The organism is Pseudomonas sp. LFS044 (assembly GCF_047978245.1).
Taxonomy (GTDB): Bacteria; Pseudomonadota; Gammaproteobacteria; order Pseudomonadales; family Pseudomonadaceae; genus Aquipseudomonas.
The window spans coordinates 61,590-80,451 of the sequence record NZ_JBFPFX010000012.1; the positions used below are offsets into that span (position 1 = coordinate 61,590).

The 18,862-nt window shown below is 66.8% G+C and carries 11 protein-coding genes; 4 read left to right on the plus strand and 7 right to left on the minus strand.

All coding sequences use genetic code 11. The features are described from left to right. Positions 1–5 precede the first annotated feature (5 nt). The 6 genes from ACNQPL_RS12575 to nikA all read right to left on the minus strand — a co-directional run bounded on the left by ACNQPL_RS12575 (position 6) and on the right by nikA (position 13,672). Positions 6–8,639, minus strand: a complete 8,634-nt coding sequence (locus ACNQPL_RS12575; RefSeq protein WP_416466910.1) for a GH36-type glycosyl hydrolase domain-containing protein — start codon at positions 8,637–8,639, stop codon at positions 6–8. A 96-nt stretch (positions 8,640–8,735) separates the two neighbouring features. After that, on the minus strand, positions 8,736–9,548 hold the full coding sequence (gene nikE / locus ACNQPL_RS12580) for a nickel import ATP-binding protein NikE (protein WP_416466911.1): 813 nt from the start codon (positions 9,546–9,548) through the stop codon (positions 8,736–8,738). Further along, positions 9,545–10,315, minus strand: a complete 771-nt coding sequence (gene nikD, locus ACNQPL_RS12585; RefSeq protein ID WP_416466912.1) for a nickel import ATP-binding protein NikD — start codon at positions 10,313–10,315, stop codon at positions 9,545–9,547. The genes nikE and nikD overlap by 4 nt, the downstream gene beginning before the upstream one ends. After that, positions 10,316–11,161 (minus strand): nickel ABC transporter permease subunit NikC, encoded by an 846-nt coding sequence (nikC, locus tag ACNQPL_RS12590; protein ID WP_416466913.1) that lies wholly within the window; start codon positions 11,159–11,161, stop codon positions 10,316–10,318. Beyond that, complete coding sequence (gene nikB, locus ACNQPL_RS12595; protein ID WP_346612483.1) at positions 11,158–12,099, minus strand: nickel ABC transporter permease subunit NikB; 942 nt, start codon at positions 12,097–12,099, stop codon at positions 11,158–11,160. The genes nikC and nikB overlap by 4 nt, the downstream gene beginning before the upstream one ends. A 1-nt stretch (position 12,100) precedes the next feature. After that, on the minus strand, positions 12,101–13,672 hold the full coding sequence (nikA, locus tag ACNQPL_RS12600; protein ID WP_346612484.1) for a nickel ABC transporter substrate-binding protein: 1,572 nt from the start codon (positions 13,670–13,672) through the stop codon (positions 12,101–12,103). Positions 13,673–13,900: 228 nt separating this feature from the next. On the opposite strand from nikA, the gene ACNQPL_RS12605 reads away from it, so the two are divergent. Continuing rightward, on the plus strand, positions 13,901–14,425 hold the full coding sequence (locus tag ACNQPL_RS12605; RefSeq protein ID WP_416466914.1) for a cupin domain-containing protein: 525 nt from the start codon (positions 13,901–13,903) through the stop codon (positions 14,423–14,425). Positions 14,426–14,546: 121 nt separating this feature from the next. Next, a complete protein-coding gene (locus ACNQPL_RS12610) occupies positions 14,547–14,894 on the plus strand; it encodes a hypothetical protein (protein ID WP_416466916.1) in 348 nt (115 codons plus the stop codon). A 50-nt stretch (positions 14,895–14,944) separates the two neighbouring features. Here the strand turns inward: ACNQPL_RS12610 and ACNQPL_RS12615 are convergent, their stop codons facing one another. Further along, the gene (locus ACNQPL_RS12615; RefSeq protein ID WP_416466917.1) at positions 14,945–16,690 is read right to left on the minus strand and encodes an FAD-dependent oxidoreductase; all 1,746 of its coding nucleotides are present in this window, start codon (positions 16,688–16,690) and stop codon (positions 14,945–14,947) included. Between the two features lie 183 nt (positions 16,691–16,873). Between ACNQPL_RS12615 and ACNQPL_RS12620 the strand changes: the two genes are divergently transcribed. Together ACNQPL_RS12620 and ACNQPL_RS12625 are read left to right on the plus strand one after the other, a co-directional pair. Beyond that, on the plus strand, positions 16,874–17,650 hold the full coding sequence (locus ACNQPL_RS12620; protein WP_416466918.1) for an IclR family transcriptional regulator: 777 nt from the start codon (positions 16,874–16,876) through the stop codon (positions 17,648–17,650). A gap of 136 nt (positions 17,651–17,786) precedes the next feature. Beyond that, the gene (locus ACNQPL_RS12625; RefSeq protein WP_416466920.1) at positions 17,787–18,839 is read left to right on the plus strand and encodes a Gfo/Idh/MocA family protein; all 1,053 of its coding nucleotides are present in this window, start codon (positions 17,787–17,789) and stop codon (positions 18,837–18,839) included. The last annotated feature ends 23 nt before the right edge of the window (positions 18,840–18,862 follow it).

Here is an 18,862-nt window from a genome sequence, read left to right on the forward strand (position 1 = left end):
GAGGCTCAGGCTGTGGGCAAGGGCGACGGTTGGCACTGGGCGATCACGTGGTGCTGGCCGCCATCATCCTGCAAGGGCAGCGTGGCCTGGTCGAGCAACTGGCCATCCAGGCTCAGGGTCAATTCGGCGCCGGCACCGTTGCGCACTTCGATGCGGTAGAGGGTGCTGCCAAACCGATAGTGCAGGGTGAAGCCGGGCCAATGGGCCGGCAGCAGCGGCTGGATGCGCAAGCTGTCACCGCGGCGTTGCAGGCCCAGCAGGTGCTCGACGATAAACCGGTACATCCAGCCTGCGGAACCGGTGTACCAGCTCCAGCCGCCACGCCCGATGTGCGGTGCCAGGGCGTAGACATCGGCGGCCATCACATAGGGTTCGACCTTGTAGGTGTCGATCAGCTCATCACTGCCCTGGCGCACCGGGTTGATCAGGCGCAGCAGCTCCCAGGCCTTGGCGGCATTGCCCAACTGCGCATAGGCCATGCCGGCCCAGATCGCCGCGTGCGTGTACTGCCCGCCGTTTTCGCGCACGCCCGGCAGGTAACCCTTGATGTAGCCAGGGTCCAGGCTGCCACGGTCGAAGGGCGGGTCGAGCAGTTTGACCACACCCAGGTCGCGGCGTACCAGGTGGTGCTCGAGCGCGGTCATGGCGGCGCGTGCGCGCTCGGGCGAAGCAACCCCGGAAAGTACCGCCCAGCTCTGGGTCAGCGAGTCGATCCGGCATTCCTGGTTGCTCGCCGACCCCAGCACCTGGCCATCGTCGAACCAGGCCCGGCAATACCAGTTGCCGTCCCAGGCATGCCGTTCGAGGTTTTCCGCCAGGGCGGCGGCCTGCGTCGTGCAGTGCAGGGCAAAGCTGCTGTCGCCGTGGTGCAGGGCCACGCTGCCGAACGCGCGCAGCACTTCATGGCCGAAAAAGCCCAGCCACACGCTTTCACCACGGCCTTGCTCGCCGACGCGGTTCATGCCGTCATTCCAGTCGCCGCTGCCCATCAGCGGCAGGCCGTGAACGCCGCACTGCAGCCCGTGCTGGAGGGCGCGCTGGCAGTGCTGATACAGGCTTTCGACCAGGCTCGCGTGGGCGGGCAGGTCGTAATACGACTCTTCACCGGCATTCAGCGCACGCCCGGCCAGGTAGCCGACCGGTTCATCCAGTACCGTGTAATCGCCGGTGATCGCCACATAGCGGCTGGTCGCCAATGGCAGCCAGAGCATGTCGTCCGAACAGCGGGTACGCACGCCACGTTGCATCGGAGGGTGCCACCAATGCTGCACATCACCTTCGACATATTGGTGCGCCGCGCAGCTCAGCAGGTGCTGGCGCGCTACGGCCGGCGCTGCGTGGAGCATGGCCATGCTGTCCTGCAACTGGTCGCGGAAACCGAAGGCGCCACCCGACTGGTAAAAGCCGCTGCGTGCCCAGAAGCGGCAGGCAATCACCTGGTACATCAACCAGCCGTTGGCCAATACATCCAGTGCAGGTTCTGGTGTTTCGATCTGTACGCTATCGAGGGTTTCGCGCCAGTAGCGCTGCACCTTGTCCAATTCGTCCATGGCTGTGCGAAGCCCGCGATACTGTTGCACGCAACGGCTGGCGGCCGTGGCATCGCGCTCGGCGCCGAGGCGGAACACCACTTCCAGGCTGTCGCCAGGCGCCAACAGCAGGCCGACCTGCAACGCCGCGCAAGGGTCGAGCCCGCCGCCCATGCGCCCAGACAGCCGCGCCTGGCGCAGGCCGGCGGGCGACGGGTAATCACCGTTGCGCCCAAGGAATTCGCTGCGATCACAGGTAATGCCTTGCGACGGCAGGTCGCAATCAAGAAACGCCACATGCCCGGAAAACTCGATGTTGAACGCGTTACGGGCGAACAGCGCGCCACTGACCGGGTCGGCCTCGCTGACCACATGCAGCGCCGATTTGCTGCGCAGGTCACCCAGCACCCATTCCACGAAGCAGGTCACCGACAAGCGCCGCGCCCGCGCGGCGCGGTTGTGCAACTTGAGCCGGCTGAACTTGACCGGTGCATCCAGCGCCACGTGCACCCAGAGTTCGCTGTCCAGCTCATCATCGGCATACTCGAACACGCTGTAGCCAAAGCCATGCCGGGTGCGATAGCGGCCAGGGCCGGGGCAGGGCTGCGGGGTAGGCGACCAACAGCGGCCGCTGTCCTCGTCGCGCAGGTAGAACGCTTCGCCGCCAGGGTCGGCAACCGGGTCGTTGTGCCAGGGCGTCAGGCGGTATTCGTGGGCGTTTTCGTACCAGCTGTAGGCACTGCCGGCTTCCGACACCACGCTGCCAAACCGCGGGTTGGCCAGTACGTTGACCCACGGCGCCGGTGGTGGCGCGCCGGGGCTATGGGCAATGACGTACTCGCGGCCATCAGCGTTGAAGCCGCCATACCGGTTGGCGAGCTGCAATGCAGGGGCAGCCGGCAGCGAGCGGCTGGCGGGCATGGGCCGGGCGTTGGCCAGCGTGGGCGCGAAGGCGGCAGGCGCCGCTGGAGGGCGGCGGTGATGCAGTTGCTCGGCCAGCGTGCCCTGGCTGTCGCTGAGCACCATCCGCGCCACCGACAGCGTCAGTACGCGGTCTTCTTCGGACAACTGCTGCGCCGGGCGCACGAAGATGCCACCGGGGCGGTCGAGCAGCGCCGCTTCGCTGCCAGAGGTGACGATGCCGACGATCATTTCCTGCAGTTGCTGGCGGTAGCCGGCCTGGTCCTCGTTCCAGATCACCAGGTCCAGTGCCAGGCCTTTCTGCCGCCAATAGGCATGGGCAAGCACCATCTGCTTGACCAGCTCGATATTGGCGAGGTCGCCGATCTGCACCAGCACGATCGGCAGGTCCCCCGACAGCCCCTGGCCCCACAGGCCAGACTGGCTGCGCCGGTTGCTGGCCAGCAGCGCTGTACTGGCGCGCATCAGCGCATTGGGGTAAATGATCGATGCCGCCATCTGTTCGAACAAGCGGGCATCGTTCAGCGACCCGTTGAGCTGGCGCAACAGCACCTGGCTGTGCGGCCAGGCCAGGTCGAAGACCCGGTCGGCCAGGTGCCGGTCGCGGTATCGGGCGACCTGTTGCAGGCACGCATCGCGGCTGTCGGCCACGCCGGTGGCCAGGTCGACCGTGGCGGCTTGGCCAGGCGCCAGGGTGATGCGGCAGCGGATCGCGACGATAGGGTCGAGCACCGGCCCGGCGCTGCCGGACAGCGCCTCGGTGTGCCGGTCCAGGGCTGCCGGGGCGCGCAGGGTGCGGCCGCGGCCGATGAAACGGGCGCGGTCGGTTTCATAGGAAATGGCGTCGATATCCACACCATGCACCGCCAGCACATGGCACATCCAGGGCGTTGCATCGAGCAGCGAGCGCGGCCGCCGGGTACAGAGGATGGCCTGCAGCGGGCGGATCAGCTCGGTCTGCACGAACAGCTTGCTGAAGGCTGGGTGCAGCGCGTCGCTCAGCGCCGGCGCCAGCACCACTTCGGCGTAGCTGGTCAGCTCCAGCGTGCGGCGCTGGTCGCCGTGGTTGGTCAGGTGCAGGCGCCGCAGCTCGATGTCGTCTTCGGGCGAGACGGCAATCTCGGTATGGCAGTCGCAGTCCCGTTCGCGCACGCGAAACTCCGCCCGGCCATCGCTGAAGATCGCTTCCTGGTTGTGGCCGCGGTGCTGCGTCGGCTGGTAGGTGGTGGACCAATACGCACCGCTGGCGACGTCGCGCAGGTAGCAGAAGCTGCCCAGCTCGTCGCGCGTGGCGTCCTCGCGCCAACGGGTGACGGCCAGGTTGTTGTGGTGGCTGTAGCCACTGCCGACGTGGTTGACCATGACGTGGTAGTGGCCGTTGGAGAGTAACTGCACGGCGGGGTGGCGCCGGTTGGGCTCGGTAAATACGCGCAGCCGCGCTTCACCGTTGTCCCTTGCGCCGTCGACGGCCGGTGACTGCAGGGTATGCAGGTACGGGGCCGCGGTTTTCGGTACGCGTTCCTGAAGCAGCAGCATGCTGGCCTGGAACTGTGGGTCGCAGGCGAAGCGCCGTTGCATGGGCTGGTCCAGCAGCACTGCGGTGAGGGCCAGAAAACTCATGCCCTGGTGATGCGCCATGAACGAACGGATCACCACCGCCTCTTGCCTGGGCGGCAGCCGTGCTTCGCTGTAGTCCACGGCTTCGTACAGCCCGAAGCGGCCCGCCATACCGAGTGCGCTCAGGCGCTGCAGGTTGTGGCAGGCGGCGCTGGGCGCCACCATCAACGCCAGTGTGCTGGCGTAGGGCGCGACCACCCGCTCTTCGCCCAGGCCGCGCTTGAGGCCCAGCCCCGGCACGCCGAACGCCCGGTACTGGTAATTGAAGTGGGTGTCCAGCGCGTTGTAGGCCGACTCCGAAACGCCCCACGGGATACCCAACAGGTGGCCATGCTCGATCTGCCGGCTGACGGCGGCCTGGCAGGTCTGGTCGAGCAGGGTGCCCTCGTAGTTGGGCATCACCAGCAGCGGCATCAGGTACTCGAACATCGAACCGGACCACGACAGCAGCACCGGCACGCCGGCATTGCTGGTCAGCAGCCGGCCCAACGCGAACCAGCTGGCCTGGGGGGCCTGGCCCTGGGCGATGAGGACGAAATTGGTCAGGCGCATTTCCGATGCCAGCAGGTCATAGAAAGACGCGTCCAGGCGATGCTCGTCAGCGTTGTAGCCGATGGCGAACAGGTCGCGGTCGTTGTCGTAGAGGAAGCTGAAGTCCATGTCGGCCAGCGCAGGGATGCGCGCCGCCAGCCGCTGCGCCTGGGCGATGCGCTGCAGGGCGAAGGTACGCACTTGCCTCACTGCGGCCTGATCGGCGCTTGGCCACTGGCCTGGGTCCAGGTTTGCCAGTTGTTGCCAGCTCAGGGTGCCAGGCAACCCCGGATCATGACTGCCCGGTAGCTGCACAGCTTGCAGCTCGCTGGCCAGGTCCAGGCACTGCTCCAGCATCATCTGCAGCCAGAACCCGCACTCATCGCCCTGCGTGTCATCGGCTGCGAGCAGGGCGTACTTGCTCAACAGGCCTTGCAATTGGCCGGCAAGCAGCGCCATCAGTGCGGCTGGCGGCGGCTGCGCAAGCGCATGGGCTTGCGCGACCTCGCGGCGCAACGCCTGCAATTCTGCGACCTCGCGGCCTGCCTGGGCGAACGCCTCGAGCAGTATGTCGAGGGTATCCAGCAGCCCTTGGGTCACGCGCGGGTGCGGTACCGGGGTGTCGGCCATCGCCAGCAGCCCGGGCCTCAACGTCAGCAGCAGCGCGGCCAGGTTGCCGCTGTCTACCGAGGACACATACAGCGGCGGCAGCGGCTTGAGGGTGTGGGTGTCGTACCAGTTGTAGAAGTGCCCTTTGTAGCGCTCCAGGCCGTCCAGGGTGTCGAATAGGTGGCCCAGGCGTTCGAACAGGCGACCGGCAGACAAATAGCCAAAATCATGGGCCGCCAGGTGCGACAGCACGGCCATGCCGATGTTGGTGGGTGAAGTGCGATGGGCGATGCTGGGGAAGGGCGGCTCCTGCAGGTTGTCAGGCGGCAGCCAGTGGTCAGCGGGGCCGACATGGCAGTCGAAGAACGCCCAGTTGCGCCGCGCCAGCCGATGCAGAAAGCGCAGGTCGCCGGCCGAGGGGGCAAACGCGGTGCGCACCCGCGCGCGGCTAAGCCACCAGGCCAGTGCCGGGCCGAGTAGCCAAAGGGTGAGGATTGGCGAGGCCAGCAACAGGGTGCCTGGCTGCAGCGCCAATGCGCCGGTCAAGGCCAGCGCCAGGGCCGGTTGCAGCCACTGCTCGCGGTACACCGCCTGCAAGGTATCGGCGCTGCTGCGTTCCTCTGTTTGCGAGGGGTTCCATTGCAGCAGGCGGCGTTTGCTCACGGCCAGCCGCCACAGGGTGCGGGCGATGGCCCCCAGGCTGTAGCTGGCTTCGAAAGGTAGCCAGGCCAGGAACAGCCCGGCTCGCACAAAGTAGATGCCCGAGGTTCGCAGGGCTGCCAGGAGGTGCTCGGCCAGCAGCACGTCAGTGGTCTTGTGCAGCACCTCCAACAGCGCATCCAGCAACGGGCGCACCAGTAGCAATCCCAGCAACGCCATGGTCCAGAACAGGGGCGAGGCGCTGGCCAGCCAGCCCCACAGCAACACCGTCAGCAGGGCTGCGGGCTCCAGGCTGCGGCGCAGGTTGTCGAAGATCTTCCAGCGCGACAGCGCACTCAGCGGGCTCCGGTCGCCACTGCGCTGGCCTAGCAACAGCCACGGCAGCAATTGCCAGTCACCGCGGATCCAGCGGTGACGCCGTTTGGCATCGGCGCTGTAGCGCGCCGGGTAACCTTCGAACAACTGCACGTCGCTGAGCAGGCCGGAGTGCGCATAGCAGCCCTCGATCAGGTCATGGCTGAGTATTCGGTTGTCGGCAAAGCGCCCCTCCAGGGCCTGCTCGAAGGCATCCACCGCGTAGATGCCCTTGCCGATGAACGAGCCGCTGAGGAACAGGTCCTGATACACGTCCGAAACCGCCTGGGTGTAGGGGTCGACCCCCGCATCGGCAGCGAACAGGCGCGCATAGGCCGAGCGCGAAACACTGGGCAGGCTGATGCCCACCCGCGGTTGCAATATCGCGTATCCCGAGCGCATGCGGCCGGTCTGGGGGTCGAAACGCGGGCGGTTGAGCGGGTGTTGCATGGCGCCGACGAACTTCTGCGCCGTGTCGCGCGGCAGCAGGGTGTCGGTGTCCAGGGTGATGACATAGCGCACATCGCCCAGCGTGTGTACATCGCCAACGGTAAGCATGAAGCAATCGGCACCGTGCCCGCGCAGCAGGGCGTTGAGCTCGGCGAGCTTGCCGCGCTTGCGTTCACGGCCCATCCAGCAGCGTTCGGTGGCGTTCCACACCCTGGGCCGATGCATCAGAAAAAACCGCGCGCAGCCCGGGTTCGGGTACTTGCCATTGAGGGCCTGGATGCCGTCGCTGGCGAGGTCGAGCAGGGCCTGGTCGCCTGGGCAGGTCTGTTGCTGGGCGTCGACGAAATCACTCAACAGCGCAAAATGCAGGTGCGCGTCACGGTTGGCCAGAAAGCGCACTTCAAGGCCTTCGACAAGCGCCTCGACATCACCGGCACTGCCCAGCATGCAGGGCACGGCCACCAGCGTGCGCGCGTCGGCCGGGATGCCCAGGGTGTAATCCAGGCGTGGCAGGAACGACGGCTTGACGGTCAGGGTGACCAGCCAGTTCACCAGGCCAACGGCCAGGCGGCTGGTGGCAAGCAGCAGGGGGATGGCCATGAGCGCCGCAACCCAGGCCGGCCAGCCCTCGCCGACAATCGTGCCGAGAAAGCCCCAGGCCAGCAGGCCTGACAGCAGCACCACCGGCACCAGGTAGAACGCCAGCGGCGCCCGGTGCAACAGGCGTTGCCAACGGTCGGCGAGCGCAAGCCGTGCACCAAGCTGGCGTTCCAGCGCAGGCAGGCCCTCGCCGGCCAGGAAGTAGCCGACATGCCTGGCCAGGTCATCTGCCCCGGCGCCTGCGGCCTGGGCAAGCGCGATGGCCGCGTGTGCGACCTGTACTTCGGCAAATGCGCTATGCCGCGCCAGGCGTTCGACAATGTGCCGGTAGTGGTCGCGGCTGGCAAAGTCCATGGCCGGGTAGACGGCGGCCGGGTCCTGGCTGAGCACCTGTTCCACATGACTCAGGTGCTCGACGAACAGCCGCCAGTCGATGGTCGACAGCAGGCGCAGGCTGCCGATGCTGTTGCTGATGGACAACTGGTCGACGGCCTGCTGTTGCGCATCGAGTTGCACACTGCGCTCGATGCTCAGCGCCGACTCGCCAAGCATCTGCTCGATCCACGCCAGCGGTTGGGTCAGGGTGCTGCCGTGGCCTTGTAGGCGCCTGGCCAGTTCGGCGACGAAGGCCGGGGTCATCGGCGGGGCCGAGCGGGCCATGTCGGCCACCACCAGCACCACGCTTTTGGCATCGCGTTCGGCGGTTTCGCTGAGCTTGTCGGCCCAGCCATTGGCCAGGTCGCGGTCTGCCCAGTTCGCCATTACCCGGGCCGCCACCCGCCGCAGGTTTTCGATCAGCGCCAGGCGCAGCATGATCGGGATCGCCCACAGCTCGCCCAGGGTCAGCGGGGCGGTGTGCTGATAGGCTTCGACAAAGCGGCTGAGGCTGTCGCCATCGACCCGGCCATCACCGTGGGAGATGGTTTCCAGCGCGATGTCATAGACCCGCGGCAGGCCGCTGGAGGGGCCGTTGTCCAGGCGCGGCAGCTGCAGGCTGTAATCGGACGGCAGATGGCGCTTGGCGATGCGGATATGGGTTTCGACCAGGTAAAAGTTGTCGAGCAACCATTGCGCGGCCGGCAATGCCGGGCGGGCCCCGGGCAGGCTGGCGGCCAGGGCAGAACAGCTGGTATAGAGCATGCGCTCGTTATCGGCCAGGCGATCGAGCAGCGAGTCGTCGGCAGGCAGCTGGCTCAAGCGATGCTGGCTGGCCAGCCAGATGCCGTGGTCGGCCAACTGCTTGGCGCTGTAGAGCTCCGAGCGCAGCAGGCTCTCGTAGGTGAACCTGTGCCGCGGCGTGCGCCAGCCCCGGGCACGGCTGGCCAGGCGTTGGAGGTAGGCGAGGGGGCGAAGCCAAGGGGCGTCCATGGTGTCGGGGTTACCGCGAGCTGGCCGGTCAGACCCTCAGTCTGCACGGCCGGCGCGAGGCCGGTCTGTTCGGTAGCGAACAGACAGCAGCGGGTGTCAGCCGGTGCGCAGGTTTGCCGCCTCCGGCTTGAATGGCCGTGCCGGCAGCATGGCGGCTTGCAGCTGCTTGCCTACTTCATGATCGAAGCTCAGGTTACCGTCCACCGGGCGGTCCTCGACGATACGACCAGCGTCCAGCAGCAGCACCCGCTGGCAGAAGTAACGCACCAGGCTCAGGTCATGGGTGATCAGCACGAACGCGGTACCGCTTTCGCGGCGCAGGGCTTCCAGCCGTTGCAGCAGCTGCAACTGCAGCACCCGGTCGAGGTTCGACAGGGCCTCGTCGAGCACCACCAGCTGGGGCGAAAGCGCCAGCGCCCGGGCGATATTGGCGCGTTGCAGCTGCCCGCCACTGAGCTGGTGGGGCAGGCGCTGGGCATGTTCCTCACCTAAGCCCATTTGCTGCAGCAGGGTCAGCACACGCTGTTCACGCCCTGCTCTGTCGAGGTCACTGAGGTGGCGCAGTGGCTCGGCGATGCTCCAGCCGATGCTGCGCTGCGGGTTGAACGCGCCGGGGGCATCCTGAAACACCAGTTGCACGGCGCTTTGGAAGGCGTGCGCCTGGCGCCCGCGCAAGCGGCTGACATCCTGGCCGGCGAAAGTCACCTGGCCATGGGCGGGTGTTTCCAGCCCCAGCAGCAACCTTGCAAGGGTGCTCTTGCCACTGCCGCTGCTGCCAAGCAGCCCGACCGACTCGCCAGCCTTGAACTCAAGCTGGATGCCGTCGAGCACCTGCAGCCAGCCCCGCCTGCCCAGCAGCCCTCCAGTGCGGAAGCCGTGGCTGATGTCATCGACGTGCAGCAGGGTCATGGCGTGCCCCCGGCAAGGGTCTGGTGGGCGTCGAGCAGGGTGCGGGAGGCCACACTGGCCGGGCGCTCGAACAGGCCATGGACCGTTTGCCGCTCGACAATGCGGCCGGCGTCCATCACCGCAACGTGATCAGCGCAGCGGGCGACCACGCCCATGTCGTGAGTGACCAGCAGCACCCCAAGCCCATGCTGCTGCACCAGCTCCATCAACAGGTCGAGAAAGCGCGCCTGGCTCAAGGCGTCAAGGTCACTGGTGGGCTCGTCTGCCAGCAAGAACGGGGTTTGCGCCATCAGCGCCAAGGCGATCATCATGCGCTGGAGCATGCCGCCGCTCAGCTGAAAGGCGAAGGCCTGCAGCACCCGCTCGCGGTCCTCAAGGCCCACGGCTTCCAGGCACTGCGCCATGCGCGCGCGGGCAGCGGCGCCGCCGATACCGCGCAGCTTCAAGGTTTCCTGGGCATGGCTGGCCATGTTGCGCACCGGGTTGAATGCGCTGCGCGGGTTTTGCAGGACCAGGCTGGCGACCCGGCCGCGAACCTGTGCTGCCGGCAACGCTTGGCCATCCAGCAGCAACTGGCCGTGGGTGCGGGCCAGGCCTGCTGGCAGCAGGTCGAGCGCGCCCAGGCAGGTGAGGGATTTGCCTGAGCCGCTGCTGCCGACCAACGCGCAGACTTGGCCGCGGCGCAGTTGCAGATCGACGTCCTCGACCAGCACGCCCGCCCGCCCTTCGATACGCAAGCCCTGCAGCTCAAGTGTCGAATGCTCCATTCAGTGCACCTCCCGGGTAGGGTCCAGGCGGTCGCGCAGCGCATCGCCCAGCAGGTTGAAGGCCATCACCGAGAAAAAGATCATCAACCCGGGCAACAGCAACAGTTGCGGGTGGGTCCAGATGAATTCCTTGGCATCGTTGATCATCACCCCCCACTCGGCGGCAGGCGGGGTAACGCCTAGGCCGAGGAAGGACAGGCCTGAGACGTGCAGCATCATGTGCCCGATATCCATGGTCGCCAGCACCAGCAAAGGGCCGGCGATGTTCGGCAGCACGTGCTGGCGCAACCGCGCCCAGCGTGAAGCACCGGCCAGGCGCGATGCCAGCACGTATTCGCGGCCGCGTTGGGCGATGACCAAGCCGCGTACCATGCGCGCATACCAGGCCCAGTGCGACAGGGCGATGGCGATGACTACATTGCTCAGGCCGGTGCCCAGCAGGGTGACGAAGAAAAACGCCAGCACCAGGGTGGGGAAGGTCATGAACATGTCGCACAGGCGCATCAGCAGCAGGTCGACCTTGCCGCCAAGAAAGCCGGACACGCCGCCCACCAGCAGGCCGAGCAACAGCACCAGGGCCAGGGTCAGCATCACACTGCCCAGCGACAGCTGGGTACCGACGATCAACCGCGAAAGCAGGTCGCGGCCCAGGTGATCGGTGCCCAGCCAGTGGCTGCTGTCAGGGGGTAGCAAACGCTGGCCGAGGTCGACCAGGTCGGGGTCATGCGGGGCGAGCCATTGGCCGAAAACGGCCAGCAGGGCCAGCAGGCTGACCAGCACCAGCCCGATCATCAGGCTGTTTTGACCGGCCAACGCCGGGCGGCGGAGCAGGGCCACGACACTCATGCGCTGACCCCTTCCAGGCGGCTGCGTGGGTCGAGCCAGGCATAGCACACGTCCACCACCAGGTTGCAGACCATCAGCAAGCCGGTGAGCAGCAGGGTGAAACACTGCATCACCGGGAAATCCCGGTTGAGCACCGCCGACACGGCAAAGCGCCCCACGCCGGGCCAGGCGAAGATGGTTTCGATCACCAGTGCGCCACCGATCAATTCGCCGATGTGCATGCCCGTGGCGGTGACCAGGGGCAGCCAGGCGTTGCGCAGTACATGGCTGCCCCAGACCTGGCGCGCCGGCAGGCCGCGTGCGCGGGCATAGGTGACATGGCGCTGGCCGCTGGCCTCCAGCAGGCTGGCGCGCAGCAGGCGGGCATTGATCGACATCGACATCAGCGCGATCGCCAGCACCGGCATCACCAGGTGCCCGGCGCCGCCACGCCCCAGTGGCGGCAGCCAGCCCAGCCACAGCGAGAACAGCGCAATCAGCAGAAACGCCAGCCAGAAGTTGGGCATCGACACGCCGAGGAACGTTACCGCCCGGACCGCGTGATCGGGCCAGCGCCCTTGCCAACGCGCCGCCACAAGCCCCAACGGGATTGACAGCAGCAGCGTGCAGGCCAGGGCCAGCCCGCCCAGCTGCAAGGTAGCGGGCAGGTAGTAGAGCAGGTCATCGAACACCGGCCGGCCGGTCAGGTAGGAGGTGCCAAAGTCCAGCTGCAGGGCCTTCCACAGCCAGCTCAGGTATTGCGCATACAGTGGCCGATCCAGGCCCAGGGCATGGCGCACTTCGGCGATGGCGGCGTCGGTGGGTGGGATGTGCGACAGGCGCAGGTAGTCCAACGCCGGGTCTGTGCTGCCCAGGTGCAGCAGCACGAACACCAGCAACGACACGCCGAGCATCACCGGCACCAGCAGCACCAGCCGCAAGAGGATATAGCGCAGCATGTCAGGGCTCCTGTTGCGGCGTCATGGTTTCGAACGGCACGTCGAACAGCGTGCTGCCGAACTGCACGTGGGCCACCGAAGCACGCCGCACGCTGATGGCAGTGAGGTAGGAAATGGGCAAGTACACCGCCTGCTGGTGCAGGGTGGTGAGGATGAACCGGTAGTGCTCAGCGCGTTGCTGCTCATCGGTGCTGGCCAGCACCTGGCCGATGCGCTGGTCGAGTTGGTCCTTGATCGGCAGGCCACGTTGCGCCATGTAGTCGGCATGCCCGGCATAGCGCATGGAGCTGACGAAGGAGTGCGGGTCGTAGGGCGCGCCCCAGGTGTCGGCGAAGATCATGCCGAAGTCGCCGTCACGCTGGCGGCGCACCAGCGCACCTTCTTCCACGGCGCGCAGCTCGATGTGCATGCCGGCCTTGGCCAGCTCGCCTTGCAGCACCTCGGCCAGGCTCTTCTGCAGGGCGCTGGTGCCGAGGAACACCAGCTCGATCGACAGCGGCTCGCCACCCTTGCTGCGCACCGTATTGCCCGGCGCCAGGCGCCAGCCGGCGGCGTCGAGTTGGCGGGCGGCGAGGGCCGGGTCGTAGGCGTAGGGCTCAAGGCCCAGGTCGGCATAGGGCATGTTGGGGGCGAACAGCGTATCGGCGCGGGGCTCCAGGCCATAGAGGATCTTGTCGATGATCGCCTGCTTGTTCACCGCCTGGTTGATCGCCTGGCGCACCGCAAGGTCGCGGGTGGCGCCACGGCCGGTGTTCATGGCCACACTGCGGGTAGCCAGCGGCGCCGAGAGCGCGGTGGCGAAACCTTGGTCGCGCAGGCGCACGAAGGTGCTGGCGGTGATCTCGCCTGCTGCGCCCTGAATCAGCTGCAGTTCCCCGGTTTGCAGGGCCAGGGCGCGGCTGTTGGGGTCGGGGATGACCTTGACCAGCACCTCGCCGTAGGCCGGTGTCGGGCCCCAGTACAGAGGGTTGCGGGCAAAGCGGTCGTATTCGCCCAGGCGTGAGTCGATACGCATCCACGGCCCGGTACCGGCAGGTTCACCCGGCTTGGCCTGCGGCGACCCGAACCGCAGCGGGCGCACCTGCGCAAGCTCCATCAGGGTCGGGTAGTAGGGGTGTTTGAGCACCAGGCGCAAGGTGAGCCGGTCGGGGGCCTCGACGTGGTCGAGGGTGGTGACCAGTTCCATCCAGCGGTGGCGCTGGCTGTTGGCCAGGACGGCGTCCAGGTTGGCTTTGGCGGCCGCTGCATCGAACGCTGTGCCGTCACTGAAACGCACCCCGTCGCGCAGGGTGAAGGTGTAGACCTTGCCATCGTCGGACACCTGCCAGGCCGTCGCCAGCCAGGGCTCGATGGTGCCGGATGCGCTGTAGCGTACAAGCGGCTCATACACCATCGCCTGGGCGTACATCTGGTTGGGCGCGTAGCCACGCGGGTCCAGCGGGCCTGCATTGACCGGCCAGGAGTACACCAGCGTCGGTGCGTTCTGGGGGGCATCGTCAGCGTTGGCAAAGGTGCTTGCGGCAAGCAGGAGGAGGCCCCACAGGGCACGCTTTCGATTACCTGGTTGCTGCATCACACGGGGTCCCCCATTTCAACGGAGGCGGTAGGCTAAAGAGGCTCGTGGGTGATGTCCATGTAAAATCATCCGGCTGGAAGTTACAAAATGCGACAGATGCCCTGGCGCTTCACACGTGCTCGACGCTGACCTCGATAGCCGCCACTTGCGCCTTGGTCGGCCGGCAGGAACCTCTTCAATCGTCCACGGTTCACAGGGGAATCACTCACTTTCAGGGGGCTGATCATGCCTGGCGACGACGCGACCGACCTTTCAAAAACACTTGCGCAACGCCTGCGCTTTGATGACGACGGGGCAACGCCGAACAGCCGACTGCCGGTGTTGCTGTACCGGCTGACGTTCGACCCTGCAGCCGACAAGGCCGCGCTGTTCGAAGCGATGTTCGCTGAACATCGCTGGACGCCACTGTGGCGCGACGGGATTTTCGACTATCACCACTTCCACCCCAACGCCCATGAAGCCCTTGGCATCGCCCGCGGGCAGGCCAGGGTGACCTTGGGCGGCGAAGCGGGCCAGACGCTGACGGTCAAGGCCGGCGACGTGCTGGTACTGCCGGCAGGCACTGGCCACCGTTGCGTGGAGCACAGCAGTGATTTTCTGGTTGTCGGCGCCTACCCGCACGGGCAGGAACATTACGCCATCCAGCGGCCCGACTCACGCCTGCACAGCCAGGCGCTGGCACGAATCGCCGAGGTGGCGGTGCCTGAACACGACCCGGTGACGGGGCTGCAGCTGCCTGGCTGGCACTGATTGATAGCCCCTTGCCAGTTGTCTGATTCAGTTCGCTTTTTCGACCTGCAGGGTTGCAGCCCTACCGCCGTCGGCTAGCTTTTTAACCTACGGTATAAGACTAAAGTCGTAGGAGGGCGGCATGCGGATTCGCGGTGATCTGTTCTGGGCCTGGGCTGACCCGATGCTTCATCATCGGACTCACGACGAAACATTGAGCGACGGCACGTTCATCGACGTTCAGGTGAGGCTGTCGCGCACGGGTAACACGCAAATGTTCATTGGCGTCTATGCGGCGGGCGGCATGGCGTTGCACGAAGAGGTGTTCGACTCCAGGCCCGGCGAGTCGATGACGCGCGCCATGGCCTGGGGCGTCGGCCGGGCCCGGCGGATTGCGCTGGATGGGCCTGGCGCAGTGGGCGCCAGGCCCGCTGCGAGGCCGTCCGCGCAGGTGGCTGACGCGCAAGCCCGCCCTCCCACGGGTGGGTAAACCGCAGTTGCCTCGGCGCCGTCCGGCCCGTACCGCCCGCTGATCCCGCGTTAGATGGCCACCTTGTTCTGCTGAGGGCTCGCTGCTTCATCAGCCCGGTGGCCGGCGATGTGCCGGCCGGCCACGTAGCCGAAGGTCAGCGCCGGGCCCAGGTTGATCCCCCCGGAGGGGTACCAGCCGCCGAACACGCTGGCCATGTCGGTGCCTGCTGCATACAGGCCGGCGATGGGCTGGCCGTGGCTGTCCAGCACGCGCGCATCGCCGTCGGTGCGCAGGCCGGCGAAGGTGCCGAAGCAGCCGGGCTGTACCTTCACCGCGTAGAACGGCCCGTGCTCGATGGGCGCGACGCAGGGGTTGGGGCCCTTGTGCTGTGGGTCGCCCTGCTTGCGGTTGAACGGCGTCGAGCCGCGGCCGAATGCAGGGTCCTGGCCGAGGCGTGCATGGTGGTTGTAGTCAGCGACCGTGGCGCTCAGGCCGGCAGGGTCGATGCCGCAGGCCTTGGCCAGCTGTTCCAGGCTGCCGCCACGCTTCAGGTAACCGCTGCGCAGGTGTGGCCAGGCCGGCAGCGGGGCAGGGCGGGCGTGGCCGAGGCCGTAGCGGCGCAGAAAACGGTGGTCGCAGATTAGCCACGAGCAGGCCTCTTTGCCCTCCGGTACTGCCTTGAGCATGGCCGAAACATAATCGTAGTAGCCGTGCGCTTCGTTGACGAAGCGCTTGCCGCTGGCCAGCACGCCGATGATGCCGGGCTTGCCGCGCTCGATGATGTGCGGGAAGTGGCCGACGCTGCCGTCGCGGTGCGGCACCTTGGACACCGGTGCCCAGGCCACGGGCGATTTCAGGTCGGTGGCGACGACACCGCCGGCCGCTTCGCCCAGGCGCAGGCCGTCGCCCGAACACGACAGTGGCGGCAGGGCCAGGTTGTCATGGCCGCTGGGGTCACGGGGGAACAGCTGGCGACGGCGGGCGGGGTCGTTGGGGAAACCACCGGCAGCCAGCACCACGGCCTTGGCCCTGACGCTCACATCGCCTTGCGCCGTGCCGATGACGGCGCCGCGCACCTGGCCGCCTTCCATCAGCAGGCGCTTGGCTGGCGCCGATTCGACCAGCTTCACGCCGAGGTCTTCGGCGGACTTGGCCAGGCGTGCCACCAGCGCCACGCCGTTGACCAGGTGCATGGCCCGGCCATGGCGGGCGAGGTGGTACAGGTGGCGGCCAAAGCGCTTGCACACATGCAGCAAAGCGCGCGGCGAGCGGGTCATGTTGAGGAAGGCGGCCAGGTCGGCGCCGGCCATGATCGGCATGCCCATGAACGAGGTTTCGCGCAGGGTCTTGCGCAGGCGTGGCAACAGCGCGCCGAGTTCTCGCGCATCGTATGGGGCAGCGATGACCTGATGGCCGCCCGTTGCAGCGCCGGGCGTATCGCCATGCATGTCGGGGATGGCGTTGCCATCGACGAACTGCAGCGCAGTGTGCTGTTCGAAAAACGCGACCATGTGCGGGCAGGCTTGCAGGAACGCCTTGACCCGTTTTTCGTCGAAATGTGTGCCCAGTTCATTGCGCAGGTAGGTGAGCGGTTGCTCGATGTCTTCGACGATGCCGGCCCGCTGCGCCAACGGGTTGCGCGGCACCCAGGCCCAGCCACCGGACCAGGCGGTGGCACCGCCGAACACCGGGTCTTTCTCCACCAGGGTAACCCGCAGCCCATGCCAGGCGGCCGTCACTGCGGCGGCCAGCCCGGCGGCGCCGGAGCCTATGACCAGTACGTCGCATTCGGCTTGCAAGCTGTCGGTGGGCATCGTGGCGTCTCCAGTATTATTATTGGAACAAGGTTCCACATTCTTCGTGGTTGCCCGGTCGCGATGCAAGCCGCGCCGCCAAGTACTGGTCGATAACCGGACACTTCCACGCGGCCCGGCTGCGATCACCCACAACGATATGGAATCATCTTCCACAATCCGCCACATTTCAGGGTCCTAACCATGGCCGGTAGTCAGATCGAACGCGCCTTCAGTCTTGTAGACAGCCTTGCCGCCGAGCCCCAAGGGCTTGGGCTGCAAACACTGGCCGAGCGCCTGGAGATACCCAAGAGCGCGGCCCATCGCATGCTCACCGAGCTGGTCCGGCTGGGTTACGTGCGCCAGAACCGCGACACCAGCCGTTATCAGTTGTCCGCCAAACTGGTGGCGCTGGGCTTTCGCTACCTGTCCAGCAGCGGTGCCGACATCATCCAGCCGATCCTCGACCGGCTGGCCCAGGACAGTGGCGAGCTGGTGCGCCTTGGCGTGATCGACGGTGGCCGGCAAACCTGGATCGCCAAATCGCAGGGCGCCCGTTCCGGCCTGCGTTACGACCCCGACATGGGCCGCGATGCACCGCTGTTCTACACCGCCTCCGGCCATGCCTGGCTGGCCAGCCTTAGTGATGACGAGGCGCTGCAGAGGGTCTTGCGCCAGGGCATCGCCGACCCGGAACAGTTTGGCCCGAACGCCCCGCGCTCCCCTGAAGACCTCCTGGCCTACCTATCCAGCGCCCGTGAGCGCGGTTATGCCTGGGTCGAGCAAACCTCGGCAGTCGGTACCTCGGCCTTGGCCGCCGTGGTGCGCAGGCCGCAAGGTAGTGACGTGATCGGCGTGCTGAGCATCGCCGGCCCCAGCGCACGCCTTTCGCCGGCGCGCCTGCCAGACCTGGCGCCGCTGTTGTTGGCCGCAGCGCAAGAGCTGTCGGCTGCCAGCCAGGCAAGCGAACTGTTCGCCTGAAATTAGCGGTCGATAACCGCACACTCTGTGCTCAATGTCCTAGTGCAAAGCGGACCGCAGTTCTAAATTGTCGATGGCTGAATGTGGAACACAGTTCCGAAATAGCTAAAAACAACAAAGACAAGAGGACTGCCCGTTGAACGCACCCCTTCGTATTGCCCTGGTTGGCGCCGGCATCATGGGCCGCCAGCATTATCAGCACCTCTGCCTGGTCCCGGAGGCGCAGTTGTGCGCGGTTGCCGACCCTGGCCCGCAAGCCGAAGCCTTTGCCAGTGAATGCGGCGTGCCGTATTACGCCGACCACCGGCAGATGCTGGCGCAGGTTCGCCCCGAGGCGGTAATCGTCGCCAACCCGAACAACCTGCATGTGGCCACGGCGCTGGACTGCGTCGAGGCCGGTGTGCCGGTGCTGGTGGAAAAGCCGGTCGGGGTGCAGCTGGATGAAGTCCGCGCGCTGGTCGAGGCATCGCGGCGCCGTGGCGTGCCGGTGCTGGTCGGCCATCACCGTCGGCACAACCCGCTGATCGCCAGCGCGCGCGGGATGATCGCCGATGGTGCCCTGGGCCGGCTGATCAACGTCACTGCGCTGTGGCAGCTGCAAAAACCCGACAGCTATTTCGATACCCCCTGGCGCCGCGAGCCGGGCGCGGGGTTTTTGCTGACCAACCTGATCCACGACCTGGACTTGCTGCGCTACCTGTGTGGCGAGGTAGTGCGGGTGCAAGCGTTCACCCGCAACGACGTGCGCGGTTTCGCCAACGAGGACAGTGCGGCTGTGCTGCTGGAATTCGCCAACGGCGCACTGGGCAGCCTGACCGGCTCCGATGCGGTGGCGGCGCCGTGGAGCTGGGAGCTGAGCTCGGGTGAAAGCCCGATCTATCCGCGCCAGGCAGACCAGCCCTGCTACCTGCTGGCCGGCACCCGGGGCGCGCTGAGCATTCCGCAGCTCAAGCACTGGCAATACGCCGAGGCCAACTCGGGGTGGCACACGCCGCTGCTGCAGGGTGAGGCAGGCATCCCTGCCGGCGCGGCGTTGACCCTGCAGTTGCAGCACTTCGTGCGTGTCGCCCGAGGTGAAGAGGCGCCACTCACCGATGCCGCCGACGCTGGCCGCACCCTGGCGCTGATCGAAGCGATCCGCCAGGCCGCCGCCAGCGGCCGTGCTTGCGCCCCCGAACCCATTGCCTGACGCGTAAACCCGACCCTTCCTCA

Excerpts from the sequence above, each read along its gene's own strand:
- nikA (WP_346612484.1), bottom strand. The coding sequence starts at position 13,672 with ATGCAGCAACCAGGTAATCGAAAGCGTGCCCTGTGGGGCCTCCTCCTG.
- nikC (WP_416466913.1), bottom strand. The coding sequence starts at position 11,161 with ATGAGTGTCGTGGCCCTGCTCCGCCGCCCGGCGTTGGCCGGTCAAAAC.
- ACNQPL_RS12615 (WP_416466917.1), bottom strand. The coding sequence starts at position 16,690 with ATGCCCACCGACAGCTTGCAAGCCGAATGCGACGTACTGGTCATAGGC.
- ACNQPL_RS12605 (WP_416466914.1), top strand. The coding sequence starts at position 13,901 with ATGCCTGGCGACGACGCGACCGACCTTTCAAAAACACTTGCGCAACGC.
- nikB (WP_346612483.1), bottom strand. The coding sequence starts at position 12,099 with ATGCTGCGCTATATCCTCTTGCGGCTGGTGCTGCTGGTGCCGGTGATG.
- nikE (WP_416466911.1), bottom strand. The coding sequence starts at position 9,548 with ATGACCCTGCTGCACGTCGATGACATCAGCCACGGCTTCCGCACTGGA.
- ACNQPL_RS12610 (WP_416466916.1), top strand. The coding sequence starts at position 14,547 with ATGCGGATTCGCGGTGATCTGTTCTGGGCCTGGGCTGACCCGATGCTT.
- nikD (WP_416466912.1), bottom strand. The coding sequence starts at position 10,315 with ATGGAGCATTCGACACTTGAGCTGCAGGGCTTGCGTATCGAAGGGCGG.
- ACNQPL_RS12620 (WP_416466918.1), top strand. The coding sequence starts at position 16,874 with ATGGCCGGTAGTCAGATCGAACGCGCCTTCAGTCTTGTAGACAGCCTT.
- ACNQPL_RS12575 (WP_416466910.1), bottom strand. The coding sequence starts at position 8,639 with ATGGACGCCCCTTGGCTTCGCCCCCTCGCCTACCTCCAACGCCTGGCC.